22 protein-coding genes are annotated in these 23,481 nt (G+C 63.2%); 16 read left to right on the top strand and 6 right to left on the bottom strand.

Going from position 1 to position 23,481, the window contains the following annotated elements; translation table 11 throughout:
* Positions 1 to 144 precede the first annotated feature (144 nt).
* The 4 genes from F757_RS0101330 (at position 145) to F757_RS0101315 (ending at position 2,051) form a co-directional block, all read left to right on the top strand.
* The gene (locus tag F757_RS0101330) at positions 145 to 564 is read left to right on the top strand and encodes an NUDIX hydrolase (RefSeq protein ID WP_027209798.1); all 420 of its coding nucleotides are present in this window, start codon (positions 145 to 147) and stop codon (positions 562 to 564) included.
* A 73-nt stretch (positions 565 to 637) separates the two neighbouring features.
* Complete coding sequence (locus tag F757_RS36400; protein ID WP_027209797.1) at positions 638 to 865, top strand: hypothetical protein; 228 nt, start codon at positions 638 to 640, stop codon at positions 863 to 865.
* Positions 866 to 922: 57 nt separating this feature from the next.
* Positions 923 to 1,444 (top strand): hypothetical protein, encoded by a 522-nt coding sequence (locus F757_RS0101320; protein ID WP_027209796.1) that lies wholly within the window; start codon positions 923 to 925, stop codon positions 1,442 to 1,444.
* Between the two features lie 94 nt (positions 1,445 to 1,538).
* Positions 1,539 to 2,051 carry a hemerythrin domain-containing protein gene (locus F757_RS0101315; protein ID WP_027209795.1) on the top strand — a complete coding sequence of 171 codons (513 nt, stop codon included), beginning with the start codon at positions 1,539 to 1,541 and terminating at the stop codon, positions 2,049 to 2,051.
* A 143-nt stretch (positions 2,052 to 2,194) separates the two neighbouring features.
* On the opposite strand, the gene F757_RS0101310 is transcribed toward F757_RS0101315, so the two are convergent.
* Entirely contained in the window at positions 2,195 to 2,692 is a 498-nt protein-coding gene (locus tag F757_RS0101310) for a YciE/YciF ferroxidase family protein (RefSeq protein WP_027209794.1), read from the bottom strand.
* A gap of 169 nt (positions 2,693 to 2,861) precedes the next feature.
* Between F757_RS0101310 and F757_RS0101305 the strand changes: the two genes are divergently transcribed.
* Positions 2,862 to 3,737 (top strand): manganese catalase family protein, encoded by an 876-nt coding sequence (locus F757_RS0101305; protein WP_027209793.1) that lies wholly within the window; start codon positions 2,862 to 2,864, stop codon positions 3,735 to 3,737.
* Between the two features lie 105 nt (positions 3,738 to 3,842).
* On the opposite strand, the gene F757_RS0101300 is transcribed toward F757_RS0101305, so the two are convergent.
* Together F757_RS0101300 and F757_RS0101295 are read right to left on the bottom strand one after the other, a co-directional pair.
* Entirely contained in the window at positions 3,843 to 5,081 is a 1,239-nt protein-coding gene (locus F757_RS0101300) for a phosphatidylserine decarboxylase family protein (protein ID WP_027209792.1), read from the bottom strand.
* 87 nt (positions 5,082 to 5,168) lie between these two features.
* On the bottom strand, positions 5,169 to 6,200 hold the full coding sequence (locus F757_RS0101295) for a flavodoxin family protein (protein WP_027209791.1): 1,032 nt from the start codon (positions 6,198 to 6,200) through the stop codon (positions 5,169 to 5,171).
* Positions 6,201 to 6,421: 221 nt separating this feature from the next.
* On the opposite strand from F757_RS0101295, the gene F757_RS0101290 reads away from it, so the two are divergent.
* The gene (locus tag F757_RS0101290; RefSeq protein WP_027209790.1) at positions 6,422 to 7,132 is read left to right on the top strand and encodes a PIG-L deacetylase family protein; all 711 of its coding nucleotides are present in this window, start codon (positions 6,422 to 6,424) and stop codon (positions 7,130 to 7,132) included.
* A gap of 60 nt (positions 7,133 to 7,192) precedes the next feature.
* The gene (locus tag F757_RS0101285; protein ID WP_027209789.1) at positions 7,193 to 8,137 is read left to right on the top strand and encodes a glycosyltransferase family 2 protein; all 945 of its coding nucleotides are present in this window, start codon (positions 7,193 to 7,195) and stop codon (positions 8,135 to 8,137) included.
* Between the two features lie 34 nt (positions 8,138 to 8,171).
* On the opposite strand, the gene F757_RS0101280 is transcribed toward F757_RS0101285, so the two are convergent.
* On the bottom strand, positions 8,172 to 10,847 hold the full coding sequence (locus tag F757_RS0101280) for an ATP-binding cassette domain-containing protein (protein WP_027209788.1): 2,676 nt from the start codon (positions 10,845 to 10,847) through the stop codon (positions 8,172 to 8,174).
* A gap of 486 nt (positions 10,848 to 11,333) precedes the next feature.
* On the opposite strand from F757_RS0101280, the gene F757_RS0101275 reads away from it, so the two are divergent.
* From F757_RS0101275 to F757_RS0101240, 8 genes are all read left to right on the top strand, one after another.
* Positions 11,334 to 12,629, top strand: a complete 1,296-nt coding sequence (locus F757_RS0101275) for a glycosyltransferase family 4 protein (protein WP_027209787.1) — start codon at positions 11,334 to 11,336, stop codon at positions 12,627 to 12,629.
* Positions 12,630 to 12,738: 109 nt separating this feature from the next.
* The gene (locus tag F757_RS0101270) at positions 12,739 to 13,344 is read left to right on the top strand and encodes a D-glycero-alpha-D-manno-heptose-1,7-bisphosphate 7-phosphatase (protein WP_027209786.1); all 606 of its coding nucleotides are present in this window, start codon (positions 12,739 to 12,741) and stop codon (positions 13,342 to 13,344) included.
* Positions 13,341 to 14,603 carry a lipopolysaccharide heptosyltransferase II gene (gene waaF / locus F757_RS0101265; protein ID WP_027209785.1) on the top strand — a complete coding sequence of 421 codons (1,263 nt, stop codon included), beginning with the start codon at positions 13,341 to 13,343 and terminating at the stop codon, positions 14,601 to 14,603. Before F757_RS0101270 ends, waaF begins: the two co-directional genes overlap by 4 nt.
* Positions 14,604 to 14,628: 25 nt before the next feature.
* On the top strand, positions 14,629 to 16,374 hold the full coding sequence (locus F757_RS0101260; RefSeq protein ID WP_027209784.1) for a carbamoyltransferase family protein: 1,746 nt from the start codon (positions 14,629 to 14,631) through the stop codon (positions 16,372 to 16,374).
* A complete protein-coding gene (locus tag F757_RS0101255; protein WP_035466031.1) occupies positions 16,371 to 17,450 on the top strand; it encodes a glycosyltransferase in 1,080 nt (359 codons plus the stop codon). The genes F757_RS0101260 and F757_RS0101255 overlap by 4 nt, the downstream gene beginning before the upstream one ends.
* Positions 17,447 to 18,586 carry a glycosyltransferase family 9 protein gene (locus F757_RS0101250; RefSeq protein ID WP_027209782.1) on the top strand — a complete coding sequence of 380 codons (1,140 nt, stop codon included), beginning with the start codon at positions 17,447 to 17,449 and terminating at the stop codon, positions 18,584 to 18,586. Before F757_RS0101255 ends, F757_RS0101250 begins: the two co-directional genes overlap by 4 nt.
* On the top strand, positions 18,576 to 19,532 hold the full coding sequence (locus F757_RS0101245; protein WP_027209781.1) for a glycosyltransferase family 4 protein: 957 nt from the start codon (positions 18,576 to 18,578) through the stop codon (positions 19,530 to 19,532). The genes F757_RS0101250 and F757_RS0101245 overlap by 11 nt, the downstream gene beginning before the upstream one ends.
* A gap of 34 nt (positions 19,533 to 19,566) precedes the next feature.
* Positions 19,567 to 20,634 carry a UDP-glucuronic acid decarboxylase family protein gene (locus F757_RS0101240; protein ID WP_027209780.1) on the top strand — a complete coding sequence of 356 codons (1,068 nt, stop codon included), beginning with the start codon at positions 19,567 to 19,569 and terminating at the stop codon, positions 20,632 to 20,634.
* Here the strand turns inward: F757_RS0101240 and F757_RS0101235 are convergent.
* A complete protein-coding gene (locus F757_RS0101235; RefSeq protein WP_027209779.1) occupies positions 20,613 to 22,358 on the bottom strand; it encodes a RecQ family ATP-dependent DNA helicase in 1,746 nt (581 codons plus the stop codon). The genes F757_RS0101240 and F757_RS0101235 overlap by 22 nt on opposite strands.
* A gap of 148 nt (positions 22,359 to 22,506) precedes the next feature.
* Here F757_RS0101235 and F757_RS0101225 point away from each other — a divergent pair, with 148 nt between their 5' ends.
* Positions 22,507 to 22,764, top strand: coding sequence for a hypothetical protein (locus F757_RS0101225; protein ID WP_013341539.1), 258 nt, complete (start codon positions 22,507 to 22,509; stop codon positions 22,762 to 22,764).
* Between the two features lie 95 nt (positions 22,765 to 22,859).
* Here the strand turns inward: F757_RS0101225 and F757_RS0101220 are convergent, their stop codons facing one another.
* Complete coding sequence (locus F757_RS0101220; protein ID WP_027209778.1) at positions 22,860 to 23,468, bottom strand: hypothetical protein; 609 nt, start codon at positions 23,466 to 23,468, stop codon at positions 22,860 to 22,862.
* Positions 23,469 to 23,481: the final 13 nt, after the last annotated feature.

Below are 23,481 nucleotides of genomic sequence, written 5' to 3'. Positions count from 1 at the left end.
TGATTCAAATTGAATTGCAAAAAATAGCCCGCGTGCGCAGGGCCAGAAAGCGCTGCCCTGCGAGTAGCATTTGTGGTTCCCGGACGAGCGGCGGTAAGGCACACTGCATGCTTTGTAAGGTCGCACCTCTTTGCCCGATATGTCATGAAGCACCGAGCCACCGTTCTGTGTCTGCGCGCCAACCGCATTCTGCTGGTCGCGAGATCCAATGGAAGATGGGCGCTGCCCGGCGGCCGGTGCAAATCAGGCGAGCCCATATCCGCCGCGGCCGTGCGCGAGCTCGTTGAAGAGACGCAACTGAACGACCTCGCGCTTCATTACGTATTCGAGTTCTGGGGCGTACGCACTCGCCACTACGTATTCGCCGCGCGCATTCCCGACGACGTCGAGCCAGTACCAAGCCACGAAATCCGCCGATGCCGCTGGGTCCGCGCGAAAGACATTCAATCCGCATGGGTCAGTGTCCCCACGCGCGGCATCGTCCAGGTGCTATTCGAAAAGAGCAGCCCTGTGGGGCCCGCTCGACAGGCCAGCCCATTGCGGGCATTTTTCGAACGCATGTGACAGATGAAACGACGCGGCTGGCACAAGCGTTGCATCGCCAGCCGTGTTACATACTCACTCACGGAGTTTTCAAATGGCAGGAGATAATTCATTCAAGCCTGGCGAAATAGTCAGAACATCCGGCATCTATTCAGTGGTTCATGACGACGGAAAAGACACATTCGAGGTGACATGCGTGGAGGGAGAACATTTTCCGCCGACACGCAGCGGCAAAGGCGCACACTTCGAGCTCAAATACGCGGCCACACACGCGCATCGGCACGGCGAGCTGAAAGGCACCGAATCGCGGCAGGCCGGCTGACGGTCGCGCATCACTGAACTGAACTATCGCGTCCTGCGCCCGAAAGAGGCGAGCACGGTGCCCAAAACTTCCAATACGCCTTTCGCGCTCGCTGAACGCGCGATCATCAGCCTGTACGACGGCGGCGTGCTATCGCCCGCCGTCCTTGAACGTCTTCTCGCCACCTTTGCCACCGCGAAACCAGACTGGGACACAGAGCCGACCGAGCGCTCAGTCGACGGACGATCTATCCATGAAGTCGTTGCGCTGACAATGCTGCCAGGCGAATCGTTGCGTGCGGCCCGCAAGTCGTTCATGTCCGTGATTGAACACGTTGCCGGCGCGGCAAGAACAGAGAAGACCAGCAGAGCGTCACGTAAAACCGAACAGGCAGAAGAGGAGCAAGACGAGCCGGCAGAAGACGACGAGAGTGCGGAACTCGCCGAACAGCTGACCGGCAGCACGCGCGGCGCCCCGTCCAGCCGGAAAAGCAGTGCGGCCAAAGCGAAAAAGCCGAGCGCGTCCGCGGAGAGACCCCCCCGCACCGCCGCGTTCAATCCCCTCGTCAACGCTGCTGCGCCGCGCAAAAGCCGGAGCTAGGTGCGGCTGAACAGGAACGGTGCCACAGGCACAATGCTTGCGGTGTTTCGCTCGAACGCGCCGCCGCGCGGCGGCGCCCAACATGGAGAGCGACATGCCAGAAAAACAACCGACCCCTAACACAGACGACGCACTCGAACTGCTTATCGCGGATCATCGCGCAGTAGAGAAGCTCTTTACCGCGTTCGAAAATGCCAAAGAAGACGATCTCGAAGCGAAGGCGACCCTCGCCCAACGCGCGTGTGAAGAGCTGACCATTCATACGATCATCGAAGAAGAACTGCTTTATCCAGCCGCGAGCGAAGCGCTTCCCGAGAGCGATGTAGTCGACGTCGAGGAAGCGTACGTCGAACACTTCCTTGTAAAGACGCTAATTAGCAAATTCGAAACGCTAAAGGCAGGGGACAAGGGTTTCGATGCGACCTTCAAGGTCATGAGCGAAATGGTTCAGCATCACGTCGAGGAAGAAGAAAGCGAGCTTTTTCCCGAGCTGCGCAAGGCCAATCTCGACGTCAAGGCACTTGGTGGGAAGATTGCAAAGCGCAAGATGGAACTGCAGAGCAAGCTCGACCAGGTCGGAAGCCACGCTGTCGGCGACAAAACCTGATCAACCTCGCCTTCATGCGATGAAGGCGGGCTGACCAGCAATGCGCCGCGCGCAAAAAAATACCCGCCCAGTCATGGGCGGGATCGGCAACATCAACACGCCTGCGTTCATTCCGCCTCGGTTCAACCCGGCGGAATTCCCATTTACTTCTGCTTGGCCTTTTCGTTGCCGGCCCGCTCGGCAAACTCGGTGAGCTTCAGGTCGGTTGCCTTCTCTTCTTCCAGCGTTTCCTTCAGCAGATTCACGGCTTCGGCAAAGCCCAGTTGCTTGCCGATCGCGCACAAGCTGCCATAAGCCGCAATTTCGTAGTGTTCGACCTTTTGCGCGGCGGCGACCAGACCGGCGTCGAGTACCGGACCCCTTTCTATTTCGTCGATGAGTTCCTGCCCTTCCTCGATCAGGCCTTCCATCGCAACGCACTTCATTCTTTTCAACTTGACGCCACTCGTTTCTACAACCTTATCGATTCTTTCCACCTGCCCCTGTGTTTCTTCGAGGTGGATTTTGAACGCCTCGCTCAGTTGCGGATCGGACGCGGCACGCGAAAGCTTCGCCAATGCCTTGGTCAATTGCTTCTCCGCGCTGTAAATGTCCGAGAGCATGTGAACGAACAGATCGTCGATGGTCTTTCGCTGTGTCATGTGCGACTCCCAGGTAGTGTGAAGGAGCCCTGCATCGCGCAACGGGTGTGCCCGAAGCAACTGACGCTTTTCGGGCACCGCGTAGCGCGTCCCATTCGCACCGGGTACGGCGCATGCGGAGAACGTCACGCAGTCCAAATTTTCCCCAACCATACTCAACGGAGAAGCCATGTTCGTTCACAACAAGCGACTTCAGTACACCGTGCGCGTCGCAGCGCCCAACCCAGGTCTTGCCAACCTGATGCTCGAGCAATTCGGCGGGCCCCAGGGCGAACTGGCAGCGGCGTGCCGGTATTTCACTCAGGCCGTTGCCGAAGACGACCCGGGCCGCAAAGATTTGCTGTTCGACATTGCCACAGAAGAACTCAGTCACCTGGAAGTGATCGGTTCGATCGTCGCCATGTTGAACAAGGGTGCGAAGGGCCAGTTGGCCGAAGGTGTGGAGCAGGAGGCCGAACTGTATCGCTCGCTCACGGGCGGCGGCAACGACTCGCACACCACCGCGCTGCTCTACGGCGGCGGACCTGCGCTGACCAACTCTGCCGGCGTGCCGTGGACAGCGGCGTACATCGACACCATTGGTGAGCCTACCGCGGACCTGCGCTCCAACATTGCTGCCGAAGCACGCGCGAAGATCGTCTATGAGCGGCTCCTGAATGTCACGGACGATCCCGGCATCAAGGACGCCCTCGGTTTTCTGATGACGCGCGAAATCGCTCACCAGAAGTCGTTCGAAAAAGCACTGCATTCGATTCAGCCGAACTTCCCGCAAGGCAAGCTGCCAGGCGTGCCTGAATTTACAAACGTGTACTACAACATGTCCGCAGGCGAGGGCGACGCACGCGGCCCGTGGAATGAAGGGCCGGAATGGGAGTTTGTCGAAGCCCCGCAACCGGCAGTGGACGGCGGCGACGGTCTACCCTCCGTCAACGTCACGCAAGCGGATGTCGAAGTACTCGGCGCGCTCGCTTCGCGCACCGCTTCCGATACAACGACAGACCCGGTGACGGGCGCGGACCTTGGCTCCGGTCAGCAACCTGGCTGAGTGTTTGCCCGCTGCACAGGGAAGTCGCTATAAAAAGAATGCCGCGATGGTTTTCGCGGCATTCCCCACCGCCCTGTAGCCGGCGGCAAAAAGCGGGCGGTTTTGCTACCTCGCCGTCGCTATGTGCGTTTTCACCTTCACCGGGGGCGCATTGTCGAACGGCGGTTGCGGCACGAACCTGTCGATTACGCCCGGTTCGAACACGAGGCAGCAGGTAGAGCCGCCGTACTGGAAGAAGCCGATCTCGTCACCTTTCGCAACGCGTTGCCCAGGCAGTGCTTCGATCATGCACGAAGACACATCGGCCATGCCCACGAATACGCAACCCACCTGCCCAATGGCGGGATCGTCGCTTTCGATCACGATCACGGCTCGCGCTGCTACAGCCGTAATGTAGCCCTGCGAGTCGTTCAGACCGCCGGGGTCGCGGCCTTCCGCATCGGCATCCGAATAATAGGTGCCATCCAGCGCGTAGGCTTTCTTGATCACGCCGCTGATCGGCGCGTGCCAGCGATGGTAGTCGAATGCGCTCAGAAAACACTGGTAGATGGAACCACCGACGAAGCGCTGCGCGAGCTCGCGCTGGCTGGCCGAGAACATGTCTAGCAGCGAATAAGGCTGCGCTTTGATCCAGAAGCTGTCGGTCAGTTTGACATCGGTCTCGATGTTGTATGGGGCCGCCTCGCAAGCGCTGACGATTATCTTGTTGTTATCCGGCTGATCCACGGGCCTTGCGCCCTCGCGAAAGCGGCGCGTGAAAAAGTCGTTCCACGAGGAGAAGCCCCAGTACGGCTTATCTGGATCGCAGCAGAACTGCGACAGATTGATTTTCTTGTCGGCCTCGGGCGAAAACCAGCCGTTCGGCGCAGAAGCATTCAGGTGTTCGCGCGAATGAGGCCCGCTCAAAAAGCCGCACCAGCAATTGAGCACATGCTTGAGCCGCTGATTGAACGCCGGGTCGCGAAAAAGCGCGTAGCCGGAGGGCATGCACATCGGCCAGTCGAGCACTGCATTCAATGGACAGTGGATCAAACTCGTCTCGCTGAACGGCGGCGCATACGTCATCAAATAGTCAATGATCGTCATCAGTTCTTCTATCGACGAATAGCCGAGTACGTAGCCCTCGTCGAGCGCCTGGTTGATGGCCCGGGTCATATCCATACGAAGCACGGGGTCGCCGTTCAATAGCGCCGCGAGATGTGTCACCGCGTCTGTACGCGGCGCGTGCGCCGCGCGGGCGCGGGCTTTTTCCGCGAGATTGGTGCGGTAGCGCGCGAGATGCTCTTCGTTGCTCGGCAGCCAGCCACCGAGCCGGCGCCGCTCCGCCTTGTTCTTGTCTGTCATGCTTATCCTTCGATATGGCGTTCAAAAGGTTGGAGAAAATACAACGAGCCTTTGGGCGCGTGTTCGGCAGCGCGGCGCGGCACTCGCCTACTTCGCGCGCGGCGTGGGCAGCGCGTCGCCTGGCTGCTTGTAACCACTGCGTATCTGCTCGACGCATTCGGCCACCGCTTGCGCCACGTTCACGACTTCCTGCTGCATTTCTTCGTCGCGATCGAGCGTTGCGTGACTCGTCGCGTACGGCTCGTAGTAGCCGATAAAGCGGTCGAGCCGCGACTTCGGACCGCACTCGATCAGGCCCATCCAGCCCAGCCAGTCGCTCAACGCGCGGCGCGATCCCTCTATGCCTGCGACGTCGCCGTGCACGACCATGCCATAAGCCCTGCCGGCGAGGTGCTTCGGATAATCCCAGCCGGCAAGCTCCATTCTCTTCGCTTCCTCAGGCTTCTTGCCGTGCGTGGAAGTGGGATCGGGATTACCGCCGTCCGCGCAGACGAGGCGATCCATCAGCAGCTTCAGTGGGCTCGTCACCTGATACCAGTACACGGGTGTGACGAAAATCACGCCGTGAGCAGCCGCAAAGCGCTCGTAGATCTCGTTCATCCAGTCGTTGACGAGTCCCAGCGAATGATTCGGATAGCAGCTGCAAGGCCAGTGGCAAAGCGGCATGGCTGTTGAAACGCAGCCCTTGCACGGGTGAATGTGCAGATCGCGGTCGGAGTTCAGGCGCGACAGATCAAGAAAGTCCACATCGAAAGCACGCCGCTCCAGCGTGCCTTGCGCGATCTTGGCAAGCCGGAAGCTCTTCGACATTTCGCTCGGACACGTATAGTCGTTGCGCGACGAAGCATTGACGATCAGCACGCGCGACCGGCTAGCCGGATCGCGTTGCCGGGCCTGTGCCGCGTCGATGCACTCCTTCGCGGCACGCCATTCGACAGACAGATCGTAGTCGGGATCGGCATAGCCGGCGCCTGCCTTCGCGGTGACCGGCGATTTGCGCGACTGCGAATACGCATCCCACGCAATGGCCTCTAGCCGCGCGAGCGCCTCGTCTTCCGCGCGGAAGGCAGGATCGTAGAATCGCGCCATGAAGCGTTCGCGGAAAATTGCGCGCGGCAGCTGCTCTGTAACCTGCCCTCGGCGGACCTCCACAGGCACGGCTGTTATCGACGGATTCGACGGATTCTTTGCTTTGCTCACGAGGTGGCACACGCAAAACAGTACGGCGATACCGTAGCAAAGCGCATTCCTCGCCGACTACTGCAGGCCGCCCGGCACGCCAGGCGCGGGAGTTGCTAGCATGACAGGTCTAATATCCATGACGACAACTCCATCACAACATGATGCAATCGCGCGCTCGCCTGTTCGTCATTTCACCGCATCTCGACGATGCCGTATTGAGTTGTGGACTGCTGCTCTCTGCGAATCCGTCTGCAACTGTCTGCACGGTATTCACAGCGCCGCCGCGCGAAAACATGTCGACGGAGTGGGACCGCAAGTCGGGCTTCAAAGACGCATTCGAAGCTATGCAAGCCCGCAGGCGGGAGGACGCTGTAGCTCTGGAAATGCTCGGAGCCGAACCGGTCCATCTGCCCTTTTGCGATGCGCAGTACGGGCAGACCCCTTTGCTCGACGAACTCGCTGAAGCGCTGCGCCACACCGTGCGGGCGCACAGTCCGGACAAGGTCATCATCCCGCTCGGCCTGTTTCATTCGGATCACACGCTCGTATCCAATGCCTGTCTGCAACTGGTCGCGCAGATGCGCGACACGCCGTTCCATGCCTATGAAGACGTCCCCTATAGACGGATGGACCAGACCGTTCCCCAGCGCATTGAAGAACTGACGAAGCGCGGCTACCTGCTGAATCCCGCGGATGACCTGCCCGCTACCGTCAGCCAATCCGTTTCGCATGAACAGATGAAGCGCGAAGCAATCGCGGCATACACGAGCCAGTTGCGCGCATTCGGACGAGGCGCCGAAACCACGCTCTATTCGACGGAAAAATATTGGCAGCTAACAAAGCGACAGGCCGAAACTGAAGCTGCCTGAAAGCGAACGGCACATCGTTTGCTTGACCGGGGCATCGCCTCGTTAAAAACAAACAAGAGCATGGAAAAAAAACCGCTTTCCCGGCGCATTTCGGTCGTCGTTCTGACACACAACCGCGCCGACGAGCTTGTGGCTACCCTCGAGCGCTTACTTGCCCTTCCGGAAAACCCGCCTGTATTCGTGGCGGATAACGGCTCAAGCGACAACACTGTCGCGTTGGTAAAGGCGCTCTTTCCTACCGTATGCATCGTCGAATGCAATGCCAACCTGGGCGCGGCTGGACGCAATCGCGCCGCCGCCTGCGTCGGCACCGACTACGTCGCCTTCTGCGATGACGACACCTGGTGGGAACCCGGCGCGCTCGAACGCGCGGTCCAACTGCTCGATGCGTGGCCGAACGTCGGCATTCTGAGCGGACGCGTGGTAGTGGGCGAGGAGCAGATTACCGACCCCATGTGCTCGATCATGCGTGTTAGCCCGCTCGGCAGCGAGGGCTTGCCGGGCCCCGCTCTGATTGGCTACATGGCGGGCGCAAGCGTGTTTCGCACATCGCTGTTCCGTAAGCTGGGCGGTTACGAACCGCGTCTTTTCATCGGCGGAGAAGAAGAGCTGGTTGCGCTGGACGTACTCGCATCCGGGCACGCCATTGTCTACTGCGATCAACTGACGGTGCATCATCATCCGTCGCCGTCGCGTGACAGCGGCTTGCGGCGGCGCACGCTCGCGCGCAATGCCGCGTGGATCGCATGGCTGCGCCTGCCGTGGCCCGAAGCGTGCCGCGCGACAGCACAGGCACTCGCAACTTTCTCGCGCGAAGGTACGCTCGCTCGCGACGGTCTGCCGTTTGTGCGCGGCCTTGCCTGGGCGTTGAGAAACCGCAAGCCCGTGCCACCCCACGTTCTGAACCTGCGAGAACGCGTGCGGACCGGCGAACGCGAGATGGCAGCGCCTGCGCCGAGCACACGCGCGAAGCCGACAGTAGGCAAAGCCGACGTCAGCACCTGAATCATCAGACGCGTTGACGCATAACTGCCTGCCCCTACGCGCCCGTGCGCGCGGAAGCCATCGCAAGATTGCGAATCTCGCCTATGAGCTTCTCGGGCGCAACCGGCTTCGTCAAATGTGCCTGAAAACCAGCCATTTTGGCGCGCATGCGGTCCTCGCTCTGCGCGTAGCCGGTCAAGGCGATTGCCGGCACGCGGTCCTGCAGCGGCAACTGACGCTCGGCTTCGAGCCGCCGCAAACGGCGCAGCACGTCATAGCCGTCCTCGTCGGCGAGCACAATGTCGCATAGCAAGGCATGCGGCCATTGCACGGTTGGCGTCTGCGCGAGCCAGTCCAGTGCTTCCTTGCCCGACGAAGCGGTGCGCACGCGCGCGCCGCTCGCGGTGAGCACTGCTTCGAGTGCGTCGAGCGCATCTTCCTGATCGTCGATTGCCATGACGAAGAGACCTGCTAGCGGCGCTCCGTCCGCGTCGGAAGGCGGCGCCGCCTGCGTTTGAGCGGCCATATCGGCCACGGGACGCAGCGGCAACATCGCCACATACGCGAGCCGGCCATTGAGCGGCGTCAGCGTGAAGCTGCCGCCAGCGGCGGCGAGCGCCTCTTCCATGTGGCGCGCCGCTGCCTGCGACAGTTCAGCGGGCTTCTCGCCCATGCCGAGCACGGTCACCCACACCTGATTGTTATGCCGCTCCACGCGCAATTCGATGCGCTGCCCTGGCTTGGCGTGCACGATCTCGTTGCGGCACAGCTCGGCAATCAGCGGTTGCAGCACGCTCGGGTCGCCCGTCACGCGCAGATCGTTGTCGCCGATCTGCGGATACAGGGTCACGCGTCGGGCCGCGATTTCGTCGTGCAACGCGTCGATCACGCCCGCCATCAACGCCGCGAGGCTGACCGATTGCGCGGTGAGCTTGCGCTGTGCGTGTTCCAGTTCGCCCTGCTGCCATTGCAGGGACCACATCTTCGCGTACACGCCGTCGCGCGCGAGCAGTTCGCGATGCGTGCCCTGCTCGACCACCCGGCCATGTTCCATCACGAGAATCCAGTCGGCGTCGACTACGGTCGAGAGTCGGTGCGCAATCACAATCGACGTGCGGCCTTGCGCGAGGCGCGTCAACTCGGTTTGAATCGCGCGCTCCGAACGCGTGTCGAGTGCGGACGTGGCCTCGTCGAACACAATGATGCGCGGGTCCTTCAGAATCGCGCGCGCAATCGCAATGCGCTGCCGCTCGCCGCCCGAGAGCCGCACGCCGCGCTCGCCAACGCGCGTGTCGTAATGATCCGGCAAACGCTCGATGAATTCGTCGAGCTGCGCCGCGCGCGCCGCCCGCACCACGTCTGCGCGAGTCGCGGAAGGCCGCCCATAGGCGATGTTGTACGCAATCGTCTCGTTGAACAGCACAGTGTCTTGCGGCACGATGCCAATAGCCTCACGCAAGCTCTTTTGCGTGACCTGACCGATGTCCTGCCCGTCAATGCGAATGATGCCGCTGCTCGGCTGATACAGGCGGAACAGCAGCTTCACGAGCGTGGACTTGCCGGAGCCGCTTCCGCCGACAATGGCGAGTGTCTTGCCCGGATAGGCGTGAAAGTCGACGTCGCGCAGAATTTGCCGCGCCGGATCGTAGCCAAAGTCCACGTGCTCGAACGAGATCTGACCGGCACTTACTACTAGCGGTTTGGCAGCGGGCTCGTCGATATCTTCCCCCACGCGCCCGCGCGCGGTCAGTATCTCGAACATGCGCTCCACGTTCACCATTGCGTCGTTGGTCTCGCGAAATACGAAGCCAAGTGTATTGAGCGGCATGCAGATCTGGATGATGTACGCGTTCACCAGAATCAGATCGCCCACGGTCATGGTGCCGGACACCACATGCTGCGCCGCGAGCAGCATGATCGCACCGATGCCGAGCGCGATCACCGCGCTCTGCCCCACATGCAACGCGGTCAGCGCGCGCTGGTTCGCGGTCCTTGCATGCACCCACTTTTCCAGCACCGCCGAAAGACGCCGGGTCTCGGTTTCTTCGGTGGCAAAGTACTTGACGGTGTCGTAATTCAGCAGACTGTCCACGAGCCTGCCATCCGATTGCGCTTCGAGCGCATTCACCGCGCGCTGGAATGCCACGCGCCGCCGCGTGAAGATGAACGTATACATTGCATAGCACACGAAGGTCGCGGCAATCGCGATCATGAACTCGCGCGCATAGTTGTGAACCATGATCGCGACGATGGTCACGATTTCGAACGCTGTCGGCACGATCGTAAACAGCGCGACGCCCAGCAAGAACCCGATGCCGTCCGCGCCCTTCTGCACGTCGCGCACAATTGCGCCGGTCTCACGCTTCGTATGAAAGCGCGCACTCATACGATGCAGGTGCGCGAAGGTCCGCTCGGTGAACGCCGCCACCGTGCGCTGCGTGACGATGCTGAACACCACGTCGCGCGCTTCGTTGAGTGCATCGCCGAGAAAACGCAGCAATGCATAGGTCAGGACGAGAAATACGGGGAACAGCGCCTGCGCGACCGGGTGCCCCAATTCGTCCACCACGTGCTTGAGCACGAGCGGCATCAGCACGGTGGAGAGCTTGGCCGACACCATCAGCAGCAAAGCGGCGAGCGTCTGGTTGCGGTAGCGCCAGACTGCGCGCATCAGATCGGCGGCAATGCGGCGGGTCAACTGGGAGCGGGGCAGCGTTGCGGGATTCGGCATGGGGTCCCTGTGAGAGCCGCTGCAACACCTTGGCTGCAGGCGGACATTTCGATTCCACTACGCGGGTTCGCAAGAGGCGCGACGAACGGCGCCAGATGGCGAACGCGCGCGCCGAGGCCAGTGACGAGCAAACTCTGCGCCCGCCATCGGACAAAACTTAGCACACAGCACACGCTCGCGACAGGCGTCATTCGTCCTGCATCGCAAAGGAAAAAATTCGCCTTGTCGGGGAAGCGCTACTCGAATTTACATGACGGCTTGTAGAAAAAGGGAACGCCACACCGCTTCCCAGCCAGGAATAGGGGCACGCTACAGCGCTTCTGCCTACCCACCGTCGCATTGAGGTTGCGCGCCTGCCTTGCGGCGCATAGGCACACCGCATGCTGTGGCCGGTTAACAGCGTCGTATCGCGCGACATTGCATAAGAGTGCTCAGCAACGCGCGCAATGCACGCCCTGCCAATGCCTACCTCGCGAAGGAATGTCAATGAAGATCGCCCTCATCAGTGAACACGCCTCGCCCCTCGCCGTCGCCGGAGGCGTCGACAGCGGAGGCCAAAACATTTACGTCGCGAACGTCGCGCGTGAACTCACCGAGATGGGTCATCAAGTCGATGTGTTCACGCGCCGCGACCGCGCGTTGCTGCCGCTCGTCTCCGATATGGAAGGCGTGCGCGTGATCCACGTGCCGGCGGGACCGCCCATGCAGTTGCCGAAGGAACTGCTGCTGCCCTTCATGGACGAGTTCGCCGCATTCCTGATCGAGTTCTTCCGCCGCGAGAAGCAGCCGTATGACGTGATCCACGCAAACTTCTTCATGTCCGGGCTGGCGGCGATGAAGGTGAAAGCAGCCCTCGGCGTGCCGCTGATCACAACGTTTCATGCGCTCGGCCGCGTGCGCCGGATCCACCAGGGTGCGAACGACGGCTTCCCCGACGAGAGGTTCGCAATCGAGGACGACCTCGTCGCGCAGTCCGACGTGGTGATCGCCGAATGTCCGCAGGACGAAGCGGACCTCATCGAGCATTACCAGGCCGACCCCACGCGCATCGAGATCGTGCCGTGCGGCTTCGACGCCGACGAGTTTCATCCGATGGACCGCGCGACCGCGCGGGAGGCGCTCGGCTGGGAGCAGGATCAATTTACCGTGCTGCAGCTCGGCCGCCTCGTCGAGCGCAAGGGCATCGACAACGTGGTGCGCGGTGTGGGCGTGCTGAAGAAAGCCTTCAGGACGTCGGCGCAACTCTATGTAGTGGGCGGCAATTCGGACGCGCCGAATGAAAAGGCCACGCCGGAAATCGCACGTTTGCGCGGCATCGCACAGGAATGTGGCGTCGCGGAGCAGACGCACTTTGTCGGCCGGCGCGGGCGCGCGCAACTGCGCTACTACTACAGCGCCGCCGACGTGTTCGTGACGACACCGTGGTATGAGCCGTTCGGCATCACGCCGGTCGAGGCCATGGCCTGCGGCACGCCGGTAATCGGCGCGGATGTCGGCGGCATCCGCTACTCGGTGGCCGACGGCGTCACCGGCTTTCTGGTGCCGCCACGCGATCCGGCCGCGCTCGCGGCGCGGCTCAACCAGTTGCGGCGCGACCCCGCTCTCGCGCGGCGCATGGGCGAAGCAGGCCTCGATCGCGCGAGGAAGGAGTTCACCTGGCGCGGCGTGGGCGAATCGCTTGCGCGCATTTATATGCGCACCGCGCGGCTCGTGCCGGCCAAAAGCGCGGAAGAACGTGTGGAGGTTCGACTGCGCGCGGCAGCCGGCGCATCGTTCCGCTAGCACGCCGCGCCCTACTGCTGCGCTCCCAGCACAGTCTGTTTCGCCGAGCCGGGGCGGATGAACTATCCGTCTGCGGAGAATCGTTCACGCTTTGAGCACCGCCATCATCATGCTGCAACCCGCTGTTTTTCTCGACAAGGACGGCACGCTGCTCGACGACGTGCCCTACAACATAGACCCTTCGCTGATGCGCCTCGCACCCGGCGCGCGCGCAGCGTTGACCCTGCTCGCGAGCCAGCCGTTCGCGCTCTTCGTGATCAGCAATCAGTCGGGCGTCGCGCTCGGCAAGTTTCAGCGCGCCGCGTTAAAGGATGTGGAGGCCAAGCTGGCAAGCATGTTTGCAGAATGCGGCGCGACGCTCGCAGGCGCCTATTGGTGTCCTCATCATCCGGACGGCAGCGTGGCGCCCTACGCGACCGCCTGCGATTGCCGCAAGCCTGCGCCTGGGATGCTGCTGCGCGCGGCGCGCGAGCATCGGCTCGATCTCGCGCGGAGCTGGTTCATCGGCGACATTCTCGACGACGTGGAAGCGGGCAATCGCGCCGGGTGCCGCACGATTCTGCTCGACAACGGCCACGAAACCGAGTGGATCGAGGGCCCGCAGCGTGTGCCGCACGCGCGCGCCGCGGATCTGCATGAGGCGGCCCGCATTGTCGCGGGCAGTGCCGAAGCAGCGCTACGGTCCGCGCCTGCAGGCGAGGAAGCCGCTCAATGAATGCGCCGCTGCTGATCGCTCAACCCATGCTCGCGCACGCTCGCGTGCCCGACAGCCCGCAGCTTGCGCATTGGGGCGAGGACATCAAGCGGATTCTGTGCGTGCGGCTCGACAACCTCGGCGACGTGCTGATGACGACGCCGGCGCTGCACGCGTTGCGCGAGTCCGGTCCCGGGCGCCATATCACGCTGCTGGGATCGCGCAGCGGCGCCGCGCTCGCGCCGCATCTGGACGATGTCGACGACGTGATCGAATACGAAGCACCGTGGGTCGCGAACCCGTCAGCGGGTTCGCGCTCTCTCGCCGACGATCAACGCATGGTAGAGCGCTTGCGGCGCGGCAATTTTGATGCGGCGGTCATCTTCACCGTCTACAGTCAGAGCCCTTTGCCCGCGGCCATGCTGTGTTATCTCGCGGGCATTCCGCGGCGGCTCGCGCATTGCCGCGAGAATCCCTATGCCTTGCTCACCGACTGGTTGCGCGAACCCGAGCCGCAGCAGCGCACACGTCACGAGGTGGAACGGCAACTGGACCTGGTCCGCCAGGTCGGTGCACATGCGCCCGACACCAGCATGCGCTTCGCGGTGCACGAGTCGGACCGGCGCACGCTGACGAAGCAACTCGCGGCGCGTGGGCTGCAGGTCGAGGCGAATGGGAGCGCGCCGTGGATCGTGTTGCACCCCGGTGCAACCGCGGCCTCCCGCCGCTACCCGCCGGAGCGTTTCGGTCAGGTGGCTACGCGGCTCGCGCACGAAACCAGCGCGCCCATTCTGATCACCGGCGGCGCAAGCGAGCGGGACCTCGTCGAGGCCGTGATTGCCGCCGCCGCCCCGCGCGTGCGCGCGCAACTACACGATATGAGCGGCGCGCTGACGCTGGGCGAACTGGCGGCGTTGATCGAACGTACGAGCGTGCTGGTATCGAACAACAGCGGACCGGTGCATCTTGCATCTGCGCTCGGCACGCCGGTCGTCGACCTGTATGCGTTGACCAACCCACAGCACACGCCGTGGCAGACGCCGCATCGCGTGCTGTTTCGCGATGTCGAATGTCGCTGGTGTTATCGCAGCGTGTGTCCGCAACATCACCACGCATGCCTGCTCGGCGTGACGCCAGGCGAGGTGGTGACAGCCGCGCTCGAGTTGCACGCAGAAGCCCAATCGCGCGCCGCGTCCCCACGTTGCGCTTCCAATAACGAATCCGCTGCCGATCACACCGACGCGGCGCCGCCGTGCGCCGGTGAACCGGTGGTGCCCTGACAACCCACTCCTACAGCGAACGCTCATGTACACACTCGGAATCAATGCCGTCTACCACGACAGCGCCGCAGCCCTGCTGCGCGACGGTGTGGTGCTCGCCGCCGCCGAAGACGAACGCTTTACGCACGTCAAGCATGCAAAGCGCCCCGTGCCCTTCTCGACTTGGCAACTGCCGTTCGACGCGATCGACTATTGCCTGAAAGCCGCCGGCATCACGCTTGCCGACGTCGACCACGTGGCGTACTCGTACGACCCGAGCCTCTTCAGCGGCATGCCGAAGCGCCCCGGCGCGACCATCGAACTGCCGTTCGATCCGGCCAACACGCGCCTGTCCGATCCCTCTGCATCACCGTGGGACCCGCTATTTCTCAGCTACATTGCGAATGCCAAGGGTCAGTTGCTCGACGGCGCGCCGCATCATCTGCGCAAGCGCTTTCAGGGCGTGGATCGCGATAACGGTTTCAAGTGGCATTTTGTCGAGCATCACCTCGCGCACGAAGCCAGCGCGTTTCTCGCCGCGCCCTATGACAACACCGCCGTGCTCACGATGGACGGCCGCGGCGAAGGCGTGACGACCAGCATGGGCCAGTTCGTCGACGGAGAATACACGCGGCTCAAGCAGGTGGAACTGCCGCATTCGCTCGGTCTTCTTTATGAAGCCGTGACCGACTGGCTCGGCTTTCTGCATTCGTCGGACGAGTACAAGGTGATGGCGCTGGCGTCGTACGGCAAGCCGGAATATGTGGACGTGTTCCGCGACATCGTGCGCTATCGCGGCGACGGCAGCTATACCGTGGACGCCCCGCGCCTCGTCAAGCGCTTTGGCCCGGCACGCGAACGCGGTGGTCCACTCGAGCAGCGTCACTTCGACATTGCGCATTCGTTGCAGCGCGTGCTTGAAGAAACGGTGCTGCAACTCGCAGGCTGGCTGCATGACAAGACCGGCTTGCGAAAGCTCAGCATGGCTGGCGGTGTCGCATTGAACTGCGTGATGAATTCGAAACTGCGCGACGCCGGCCCTTTCGACGAAGTGTGGGTTCAGCCGGCAGCGGGCGACGCGGGCACCGCGCTTGGGGCCGCTCTGTGGATCGACTACCGTCAACGCTGTGAAGCCGGCGACCGCAAGCGTCATTGGACGATGGATCACGCGTACCTGGGTCCCGAGTATCCGGAAGAAGAAATCGAACAGTTCCTGAAATGGTCGAAAGTGCCGTACCGGAGGCTCGACGATATTGCCGGCGAAACGGCAGACCTGCTCGCGAGCGGCAAGGTGATCGGCTGGTACCAGGGGCGCACCGAATTTGGTCCGCGTGCGCTCGGCGCGCGTTCGATTCTCGCCTCGCCGGTCGACCCGCACATGCAGGCGAAGCTCAACGAGATCAAGGATCGCGAGGACTTCCGCCCGGTTGCGCCAGTCGTCATGGAAGAGCATGCGAGCGAATGGTTTGTGAACGGCAACGTTGCACCCTTCATGCTGTTCGTGTTCGACGTTCGCGCGGACAAGGCCGAGCGCATTCCCGCCGTGCGGCATGTGGACGGTACGGCGCGCGTGCAGACCGTCAACCGTTCGCAGCATCCGCTCTACTACGATCTGCTCGCCGCATTCAACCAGCGTACCGGCGTGCCGATTCTCGTGAATACGTCGTTCAACACGCGCGGGGAGCCGATGGTCAACTCGCCGCGCGACGCGGTCGAGTCGTTCTGGACCTCGCCGCTCGACGCACTGGTGATCGGTCCGTTCCTCATCGACAAAACGCGGGGCAGCGCATGAGTTCATCCGCTACGGGACCCCTCGACGTACGAGGCAGCTTCGGCCAGCCGCACAGCGCGGCAGAGCCCCTTGTGGCGGGCTATCCCGGCGTGCTGCTCGCGCACCTCGACATCTCCGTGGTGGTGCCGACTTACCGGCGGCCCGACATGCTTGCCGCGTGCCTGCGCGCGCTCACTGAACAGGAGTTTGCCCCCGGCCGCTATGAGATCGTGGTGTGCGACGACGGTCCGGACGAAGCGACGCGCGCCTGCGTCGCCCGCGTCGCAGCGGAACAGGCGGAGCGCGGCCTCGCGGTGCGCTATGTGCCGGTCACTCGCACGCAGGGCCCGGCGGGCGCGCGCAACGCGGGTTGGCAGCAGGCGCGCTCGCCGGTCATTGCCTTCACCGACGACGACACGCTGCCGGATCCGCACTGGCTGCAAGAAGGGCTCGCAGCGATTCGCCAGGGCGCGGCCGCCGCGGCGGGCCGCATCGTCGTGCCGCTGCCCGCGTCACCGACCGATTATGAGGCCGATGCGAGCGGCCTCGAGCGCGCCGAATTCGCCACCGCCAATGTGTTCGTAGCCCGAAGCTTTCTCACGATGACAGGCGGCTTCGACGAACGCTTCACAGCGGCATGGCGCGAAGACTCGGACCTGCAGTTCACGTTGCTGCAAGCCGGCGGCAAGATCGTGCGCGCCAACGAGGCGCTTGTCGTGCATCCGGTGCGCCCGGCACGCTGGGGCGTGAGCATTTCGCAGCAGAAGAAGAGTCAGTTCGACGCACTGCTCTATAAAAAGCACCCTGAACTGTTCAGGACGCGAATTCGCTCGTCCCCGCCCGTGCTCTATTACCTGATTTTGTGCGCCACGTGCGCTGCGCTGATCGGCGCGCTGGTGGGCGACGCCACCACGTTCATGGTCGGCCTGCTTGCATGGTTTGCGCTGACCGCCTATTTCTGCGTGATGCGTTTGCGCGGGCGCGACCGCAGTTGGCGGCACATTGCCGAAATGGCGTGGACGTCCATTCCCATTCCGTTCCTGTCGATCTACTGGCGGCTTTACGGCGCTGTACGTTACAAGGTGCTCTTTCTATGAATGCAGGCTCATTGCTCGCATCGCTCGCACCCCGGCGCATAGCGGTTTTTCGCGCGCTGCAACTCGGCGACATGCTGTGCTCGGTGCCCGCATTGCGCGCGCTGCGCGAGGCCGCGCCGCAAGCGCATATTGCATTGATCGGCTTGCCGTGGGCGCAGTCGTTTGTCGAGCGTTATGCGGATCTCGTCGACGAGCTGATCGTGTTTCCCGGTGCAGAGGGCTTTCCTGAGCAGCCGGAATCCAACGGCGGCCTGCCCGCGTTTCATGAGCAGATGCGGGCACGACGTTTCGATCTCGCGATCCAGTTGCACGGCAGCGGCGGCGTGGCGAACGACCTGCTGCTGCAGTTCGGCGCAAGGTCTAACGCTGGCTTCGTTCAGCCACAAGAGCAAACGCGCGATGGCGTGTTCATCCGCTGGCCGGACGATCTGCCCGAACCCGAGCGCTATCTCGCGTTGATGAGCGCGCTTGGCGCCGAAACCGCCGAGCGGCAGTTGTGGTTTCCGCTCAGCGAGCGCGACGGCGAAGAATATGCGTCGCTTGTGGCCGCCCACGGTATCGAGGCGCAGCGCCTCGTGCTGATCCATCCGGGCGCGCAGTTGCCCTCGCGCCGCTGGCCGGCCGCGCGTTTCGCGGAAGTCGCGGATCGTCTCGCCGCCGGCGGCTGGCAGATTGCAATCACAGGCACGGCGGCAGAGGCATCGCTGACCGGCGAGGTGCTCGGCGCAATGACCGCGCCCGCGTTGCATCTGGCGGGCGCGACGTCGCTCGGCGGACTGGCTGCGCTCGTCGCACATGCGCGACTGGTGGTCTGCAACGACACCGGCATTTCGCACATCGCCGCAGCGACCGCGACCGCCTCGGTCGTCATCGCTTCGGGTAGCGATACACAACGCTGGGCGCCGCTCGATCACGCGCTACACCGCGTGCTTGCGGATTATCCGCCGTGCCGTCCGTGCATGTTCCGGGAATGCCCATATGGCCATCCTTGCGCGCTGAACATTGGCGTCGATCTGGTGGTGGAGACGGCGCGCGCTCAACTCGCCGACGTTCATGGCGCGCGTCCAGCCGCACCGTACGCATTGCACGCCCAGGCCGAAACGGGGCCCTTAAAGGAGTTGAATCATGCTGCGTAATTGCCGCCGTCTGCGTGTGCTGACATGGCACGTCCACGGCAACTATCTGTATTACCTGACCCAGGCGCCGCACGACTTCTATCTGGTCACCAAGCCGGGCAATCCGCCGGGCTATGCAGGCAAGGTCGGCGTGCTGCCCTGGGGCGACAACGTCCACGAAATCAATGCGGACGACGTGCCCGATCAGGAGTTCGACGTCGTGCTGTATCAACACAGAACTCACTGGGAACACGACCGCGAGCATGTGCTGAGCGAAGCGCAACGGCGCCTGCCGCGCATTTATATCGAACACGATCCGCCGCAGGAAAACCCGTTCCAGCAGTGGCATTGGGTCGACGATCCGGACACGCTGCTGGTGCACGTCACGCACTTTAACCAGTTGATGTGGGATTGCGGCGTGACGCCCACGCAGGTGATCGAGCACGGCGTGGTGGTGCCCGAAGGTGTGCGCTACAGCGGCGAACTGGAGCGCGGCATTGTCGTCGTGAATCATCTTGCGCAACGCGGGCGGCGGCTCGGCGCCGACGTATTCGCCGATTTGCGCACACGTGTGCCGCTCGATCTGGTCGGCATGGATGCGCAGCGGCTCGACGGCATCGGGGAAATCGGCAACCTGGAGCTCGCCGCGTTCACCGCGCGCTACCGCTTCTTTTTCAATCCGATTCGCTGGACGAGCCTCGGCCTCGCAATTGTCGAGGCGATGACGATCGGCATGCCGATTGTCGGCCTCGCGACCACCGAACTCGCCACCGTCATCCGTAATGGCGAAAACGGCTTCGTGCATACCGACATCAACGCGCTGGTCGACGCGATGCACGAGTTGCTGCGTGACCCCGCGCAAGCGCGACGCCTCGGCGAAGGCGCCCGGCGCACCGCGCTAGAACGATTCCATATAGACCGCTTCGCGCAGGACTGGCACGACGCCCTGCTGCAAGTCACCGCATGAGCCGCGAGTCGAACCACCACAAGGACGACGCAACATGAAAGAACTCACCCGCAAGCGGATTCTGGTCACCGGCGGCGCCGGCTTTCTCGGCTCGCACCTGTGCGAGCGGCTCGTCACGCAGGGTCATGACGTGCTGTGCGTGGACAACTTCTACACGGGCACGAAAGACAATATTGCGCATCTGCTGGACTGCGCGAACTTCGAGCTGATGCGTCACGACGTGACATTTCCGTTGTACGTGGAGGTGGACGAAATCTACAACCTCGCGTGTCCCGCGTCGCCGATCCATTATCAGCACGACCCCGTGCAAACCACCAAGACGAGCGTGCACGGCGCGATTAACATGCTCGGCCTCGCCAAACGCGTGAAGGCGAAGATTTTCCAGGCCTCGACGAGCGAAGTGTACGGCGACGCACTCGTGCATCCGCAGAAAGAAGACTACTGGGGCCACGTCAATCCGATCGGCCCGCGTTCCTGCTACGACGAAGGCAAGCGCTGCGCGGAAACGCTCTTCATGGACTACCGCCGCCAGCATGGCTTGTCCATTCGCATCGCGCGGATCTTCAACACGTATGGCCCGCGCATGCACCCGGCCGATGGCCGCGTGGTCTCGAACTTCATGATGCAGGCGCTGCGCGGCGAGCCGCTCACGCTTTACGGCGACGGCTCGCAAACGCGTTCGTTCTGCTACGTGGACGACATGATCGACGCCTTCATCCGCCTGATGAACTCCGCCGACGATCCGGGCGGCCCGGTCAACCTGGGCAATCCGCACGAAGTGAGCATGCGCGAAATTGCGGAGCGGATCGTGGCCATTACCGGCTCGAACTCGCCACTCGAACTGCATCCGTTGCCGACCGACGATCCGTGGCATCGGCAGCCGGACATTTCGCGCGCGCGCGAGCTGCTTGGCTGGCAGCCGCAAACCTCGCTCGATGATGGTCTCGAGCAGACCACGCGCTACTTCCGCGCGCGGATCGAGGCAGGCTTCGCCACAAGTTCCGAAGCGGGCGCCGGAGGCGGTTCGGGGACACACTCCGGAACGGGCTCCAACGCGGGCACCGTCACTGCACCCGCATCTCAGCGCCCCGCTCTTACGTAGCTCGCAAGAAAGGTGCGCGTGCTGCCGTCCGGGAATTGCACAGCCACCTGTTCGCCGCTCGCGAGCGCGACTTCGCCCGCGCCGTAGCGCGGCACTCGCACTGCATCGCCGGGAGCCCAGGCGCGCGGTGTGGGCGGCGCATTCTTCCTGCGCGCGACCTCGTTCTCGGTCGTTGCGCCTGCAACAATATCCTGCTGCGTCACATCGATCTGCGGCGGACGCACACAGTTATCGCATACGCCGCAGCGCTCCACGGCAGGCGTATCGCCGTAATACTCGAGAATCGCGCGCCAGCGGCACTGGCCGGTTTGCGCGTAGTCGATCATCGCCTGCAGCGTTTCGCGGTCGTGTGCGCTCATCTGCTCGAATTGCGCCGCAGCTTGCGCGACGGTGTCGCGTGCCGGCTGCGGTGCGTCGTCACGATCGCGCAGGCGATAACGACGCTGACGATCGCGGCCAGCCACGCGCGCATCGATCAGCATGTTCAACGCGACTTCCAGCTTGCCCGCGCCGACGTCGGGCAACGCGTCTTTGAGCGCCTTCAGCGTAGCGCCCTTCGGGTCTTCGTCGATCCGCGCCGCCAATGTGTCGTACACGCGCTGTGCAAGTTCGACACTCGGATAGCGCCCGGCAAGGAAGAACTGCTGGATGCGCTTGTCGTTCAGATCGAACAGCAGCACGCAGTCGGCAGGCTCGCCATCACGACCCGCGCGGCCTGTCTCCTGATAGTACGCATCGAGGCTGCCCGGAATCTGGTAGTGAATGACGAAGCGAATGTCCGCCTTGTCGATGCCCATTCCGAACGCATTGGTCGCAACCATCAAGCGCGTCGCACCTGACATGAACTGCTCCTGCGCCTCTTCGCGCGCGGCCGCCGCCATCCGACCGTGGTAGCGCGAGACCGATTCGCCGGCTTCCGCCAGCCAGCCGTAGATGCGGTCGACGTCGCGCACGGTGGCGGCATAGACGATGCCGGTGCCCGCAAGCGACGCGAGCAGCGTCGACAGTTGCTCTCGCTTTGCGGCCATCGCGCGCGCGGCACCGTCCTTGCCGCCTGCCGTGCTGACCTGCACTACCCGGTAGCGCAGATTCTCCCGATACGTGCCGGTGCGAACCACGCGCGGCTCACGCAACGCGAGCGAGCGCACAATGTCGTCGATCACGCGCGGTGTCGCGGTGGCAGTCAGCGCGAGTATGGGCGGCTGTCCCAGCAACTTCACCGCCGCCGCGATCTGGAGAAACGCGGGTCGGAAATCGTGTCCCCAATGCGACACGCAGTGCGCTTCGTCCACGACCACAAGGCCGACGCGATTTTCCGGACGCGAGCGCAACGTTTCGATGAACGCCGGCTGCGCGAGACGCTCCGGCGTCACGAACACAATGCCGCTCTCGCCCGCTGCGATGCGTTGCAGCGCTTCGCGCTCGGCACGGCTCTTGAGCGTGCTGTTCACGAGCGTGCAGCCAATGCCCGCCGCGAGCAGCTTGTCGGCCTGGTCCTTCATCAGCGCGATCAACGGAGAAACGACAAGCGTGGTGCCCTCCAGATGCAGCGCGGGCAACTGGTAGCACAGCGACTTGCCCGCGCCGGTCGGCATCGTGGCAAGGGTGTCGCGATGCTCCAACACGCTGCGGATGATGTCCTCCTGGCCGGCTCGCAAACGCGCGATACCGAACATGTCGCGCATGGTCTTGCGCATGCTGCGAAGCCGTTGGTCGAGTGTCATGGTTGGAAGCAGATGTCCTTGCGGGCACGCTTGCCCGCCGTGAGATGAAAGTTGACAGCAATCCGCGTGCAGCGCAGCGCGGGTATCGCGTTTGCTCGATCCATGATGTGCATGAACGAATGCGTGAACCAACCAGAAGGAGGAAGCGATGAATCAGGAACCGTCCGATCCCGTCGAACGCGCGGACCAACGGCGCGAACAGCTTCGCGATGGCGACGTGAAGGTGAAGTCCGACGGCAAAGTCGAACAGCGCCCGCACGGAAACATGGACGCCACGCTCATTCCAAAAGGGAAAGATCATCCGGAAGAAGGGCCCTACACGCCCGAGCACGATCACGTCGATCCGGATCTGGAGCCCGGCGGCGCGAAGGGGCATCCCACCAGTAAAGACGACCTGGAGGCGTAAACCGGCCCGCGCTGCGATACGCGCGGAGCGCCGCAGTCCGTTTAGGAACCCAAACGAAGCGTACCCGTCACAGGCACCGGTACGCTTCGTACCCTTCATACCCCGTCGGTCGCGTTGCCGGCTCGCCCGGCTCCTGCCTGCAACGCTGAAGCGTCGCTCCGCGTGTACGGCGCGAGCGCCTCGGGCGCACGCATGTCACGCGGTATCTCAAAGTCCGCAAGCGCGGCACCGCGCATCTGCTCTGGCGATTGGGCAAAACCCGAACGATCGCCATAGTCGACCGACGGCGCGCGCGGCGTATTGCCGGCGCATTTCGCGGCATACACGTCGAGCGCCGTCACGCACGCAACGTTGAGCGCCGCAACGCTGGCGCGTTGCCGTTCGCGCGCACTCAACCTGTTCGACGACAGCGCCAGCGTGCCGAGGTCGAGCGCATCGCCACCCACGCGTGCCCATAAGAACGGCCGCGGATTGCGCGACGCCAGAATGCCGACACCGCAGGCGAGCTCGCGCAAACCATAGAAACGCATGGCACCAGCGCCCGTCTCCACACCGGCCGCGCGGGCCATCATGCGCGGCGCGAGGAGCTCGGCGACGCCCAGTGCAATGCTGAACCAGCCGAGTCCGCGCGCAACCGAATCGGCTTGCGGCAGCCTTTCTTTCAGCGCGCGAGCGCCCTGCGTAGAGTCACTACGAGAATCCATTTGCATCACCTTC

Source organism: Burkholderia sp. WSM2232 (assembly GCF_000472545.1).
Classification (GTDB): domain Bacteria; phylum Pseudomonadota; class Gammaproteobacteria; order Burkholderiales; family Burkholderiaceae; genus Paraburkholderia.
The sequence above is the reverse complement of the archived record's forward strand: the minus strand, read 5'-3'. Positions and strand labels throughout refer to the sequence as shown.

Bases quoted from the DNA above. Each gene is read 5' to 3' on its own strand.
- F757_RS0101255 (WP_035466031.1), top strand. From the start codon at position 16,371: ATGAGTTCATCCGCTACGGGACCCCTCGACGTACGAGGCAGCTTCGGC.
- F757_RS0101280 (WP_027209788.1), bottom strand. From the start codon at position 10,847: ATGCCGAATCCCGCAACGCTGCCCCGCTCCCAGTTGACCCGCCGCATT.
- F757_RS0101240 (WP_027209780.1), top strand. From the start codon at position 19,567: ATGAAAGAACTCACCCGCAAGCGGATTCTGGTCACCGGCGGCGCCGGC.
- F757_RS0101285 (WP_027209789.1), top strand. From the start codon at position 7,193: ATGGAAAAAAAACCGCTTTCCCGGCGCATTTCGGTCGTCGTTCTGACA.
- F757_RS0101235 (WP_027209779.1), bottom strand. From the start codon at position 22,358: ATGACACTCGACCAACGGCTTCGCAGCATGCGCAAGACCATGCGCGAC.
- F757_RS0101315 (WP_027209795.1), top strand. From the start codon at position 1,539: ATGCCAGAAAAACAACCGACCCCTAACACAGACGACGCACTCGAACTG.
- F757_RS0101260 (WP_027209784.1), top strand. From the start codon at position 14,629: ATGTACACACTCGGAATCAATGCCGTCTACCACGACAGCGCCGCAGCC.
- F757_RS0101330 (WP_027209798.1), top strand. From the start codon at position 145: ATGAAGCACCGAGCCACCGTTCTGTGTCTGCGCGCCAACCGCATTCTG.
- F757_RS0101245 (WP_027209781.1), top strand. From the start codon at position 18,576: ATGCTGCGTAATTGCCGCCGTCTGCGTGTGCTGACATGGCACGTCCAC.
- F757_RS0101220 (WP_027209778.1), bottom strand. From the start codon at position 23,468: ATGGATTCTCGTAGTGACTCTACGCAGGGCGCTCGCGCGCTGAAAGAA.
- F757_RS0101275 (WP_027209787.1), top strand. From the start codon at position 11,334: ATGAAGATCGCCCTCATCAGTGAACACGCCTCGCCCCTCGCCGTCGCC.
- F757_RS0101290 (WP_027209790.1), top strand. From the start codon at position 6,422: ATGATGCAATCGCGCGCTCGCCTGTTCGTCATTTCACCGCATCTCGAC.
- F757_RS0101225 (WP_013341539.1), top strand. From the start codon at position 22,507: ATGAATCAGGAACCGTCCGATCCCGTCGAACGCGCGGACCAACGGCGC.
- F757_RS36400 (WP_027209797.1), top strand. From the start codon at position 638: ATGGCAGGAGATAATTCATTCAAGCCTGGCGAAATAGTCAGAACATCC.
- F757_RS0101270 (WP_027209786.1), top strand. From the start codon at position 12,739: ATGCTGCAACCCGCTGTTTTTCTCGACAAGGACGGCACGCTGCTCGAC.
- F757_RS0101300 (WP_027209792.1), bottom strand. From the start codon at position 5,081: ATGACAGACAAGAACAAGGCGGAGCGGCGCCGGCTCGGTGGCTGGCTG.
- F757_RS0101250 (WP_027209782.1), top strand. From the start codon at position 17,447: ATGAATGCAGGCTCATTGCTCGCATCGCTCGCACCCCGGCGCATAGCG.
- F757_RS0101305 (WP_027209793.1), top strand. From the start codon at position 2,862: ATGTTCGTTCACAACAAGCGACTTCAGTACACCGTGCGCGTCGCAGCG.
- F757_RS0101310 (WP_027209794.1), bottom strand. From the start codon at position 2,692: ATGACACAGCGAAAGACCATCGACGATCTGTTCGTTCACATGCTCTCG.
- waaF (WP_027209785.1), top strand. From the start codon at position 13,341: ATGAATGCGCCGCTGCTGATCGCTCAACCCATGCTCGCGCACGCTCGC.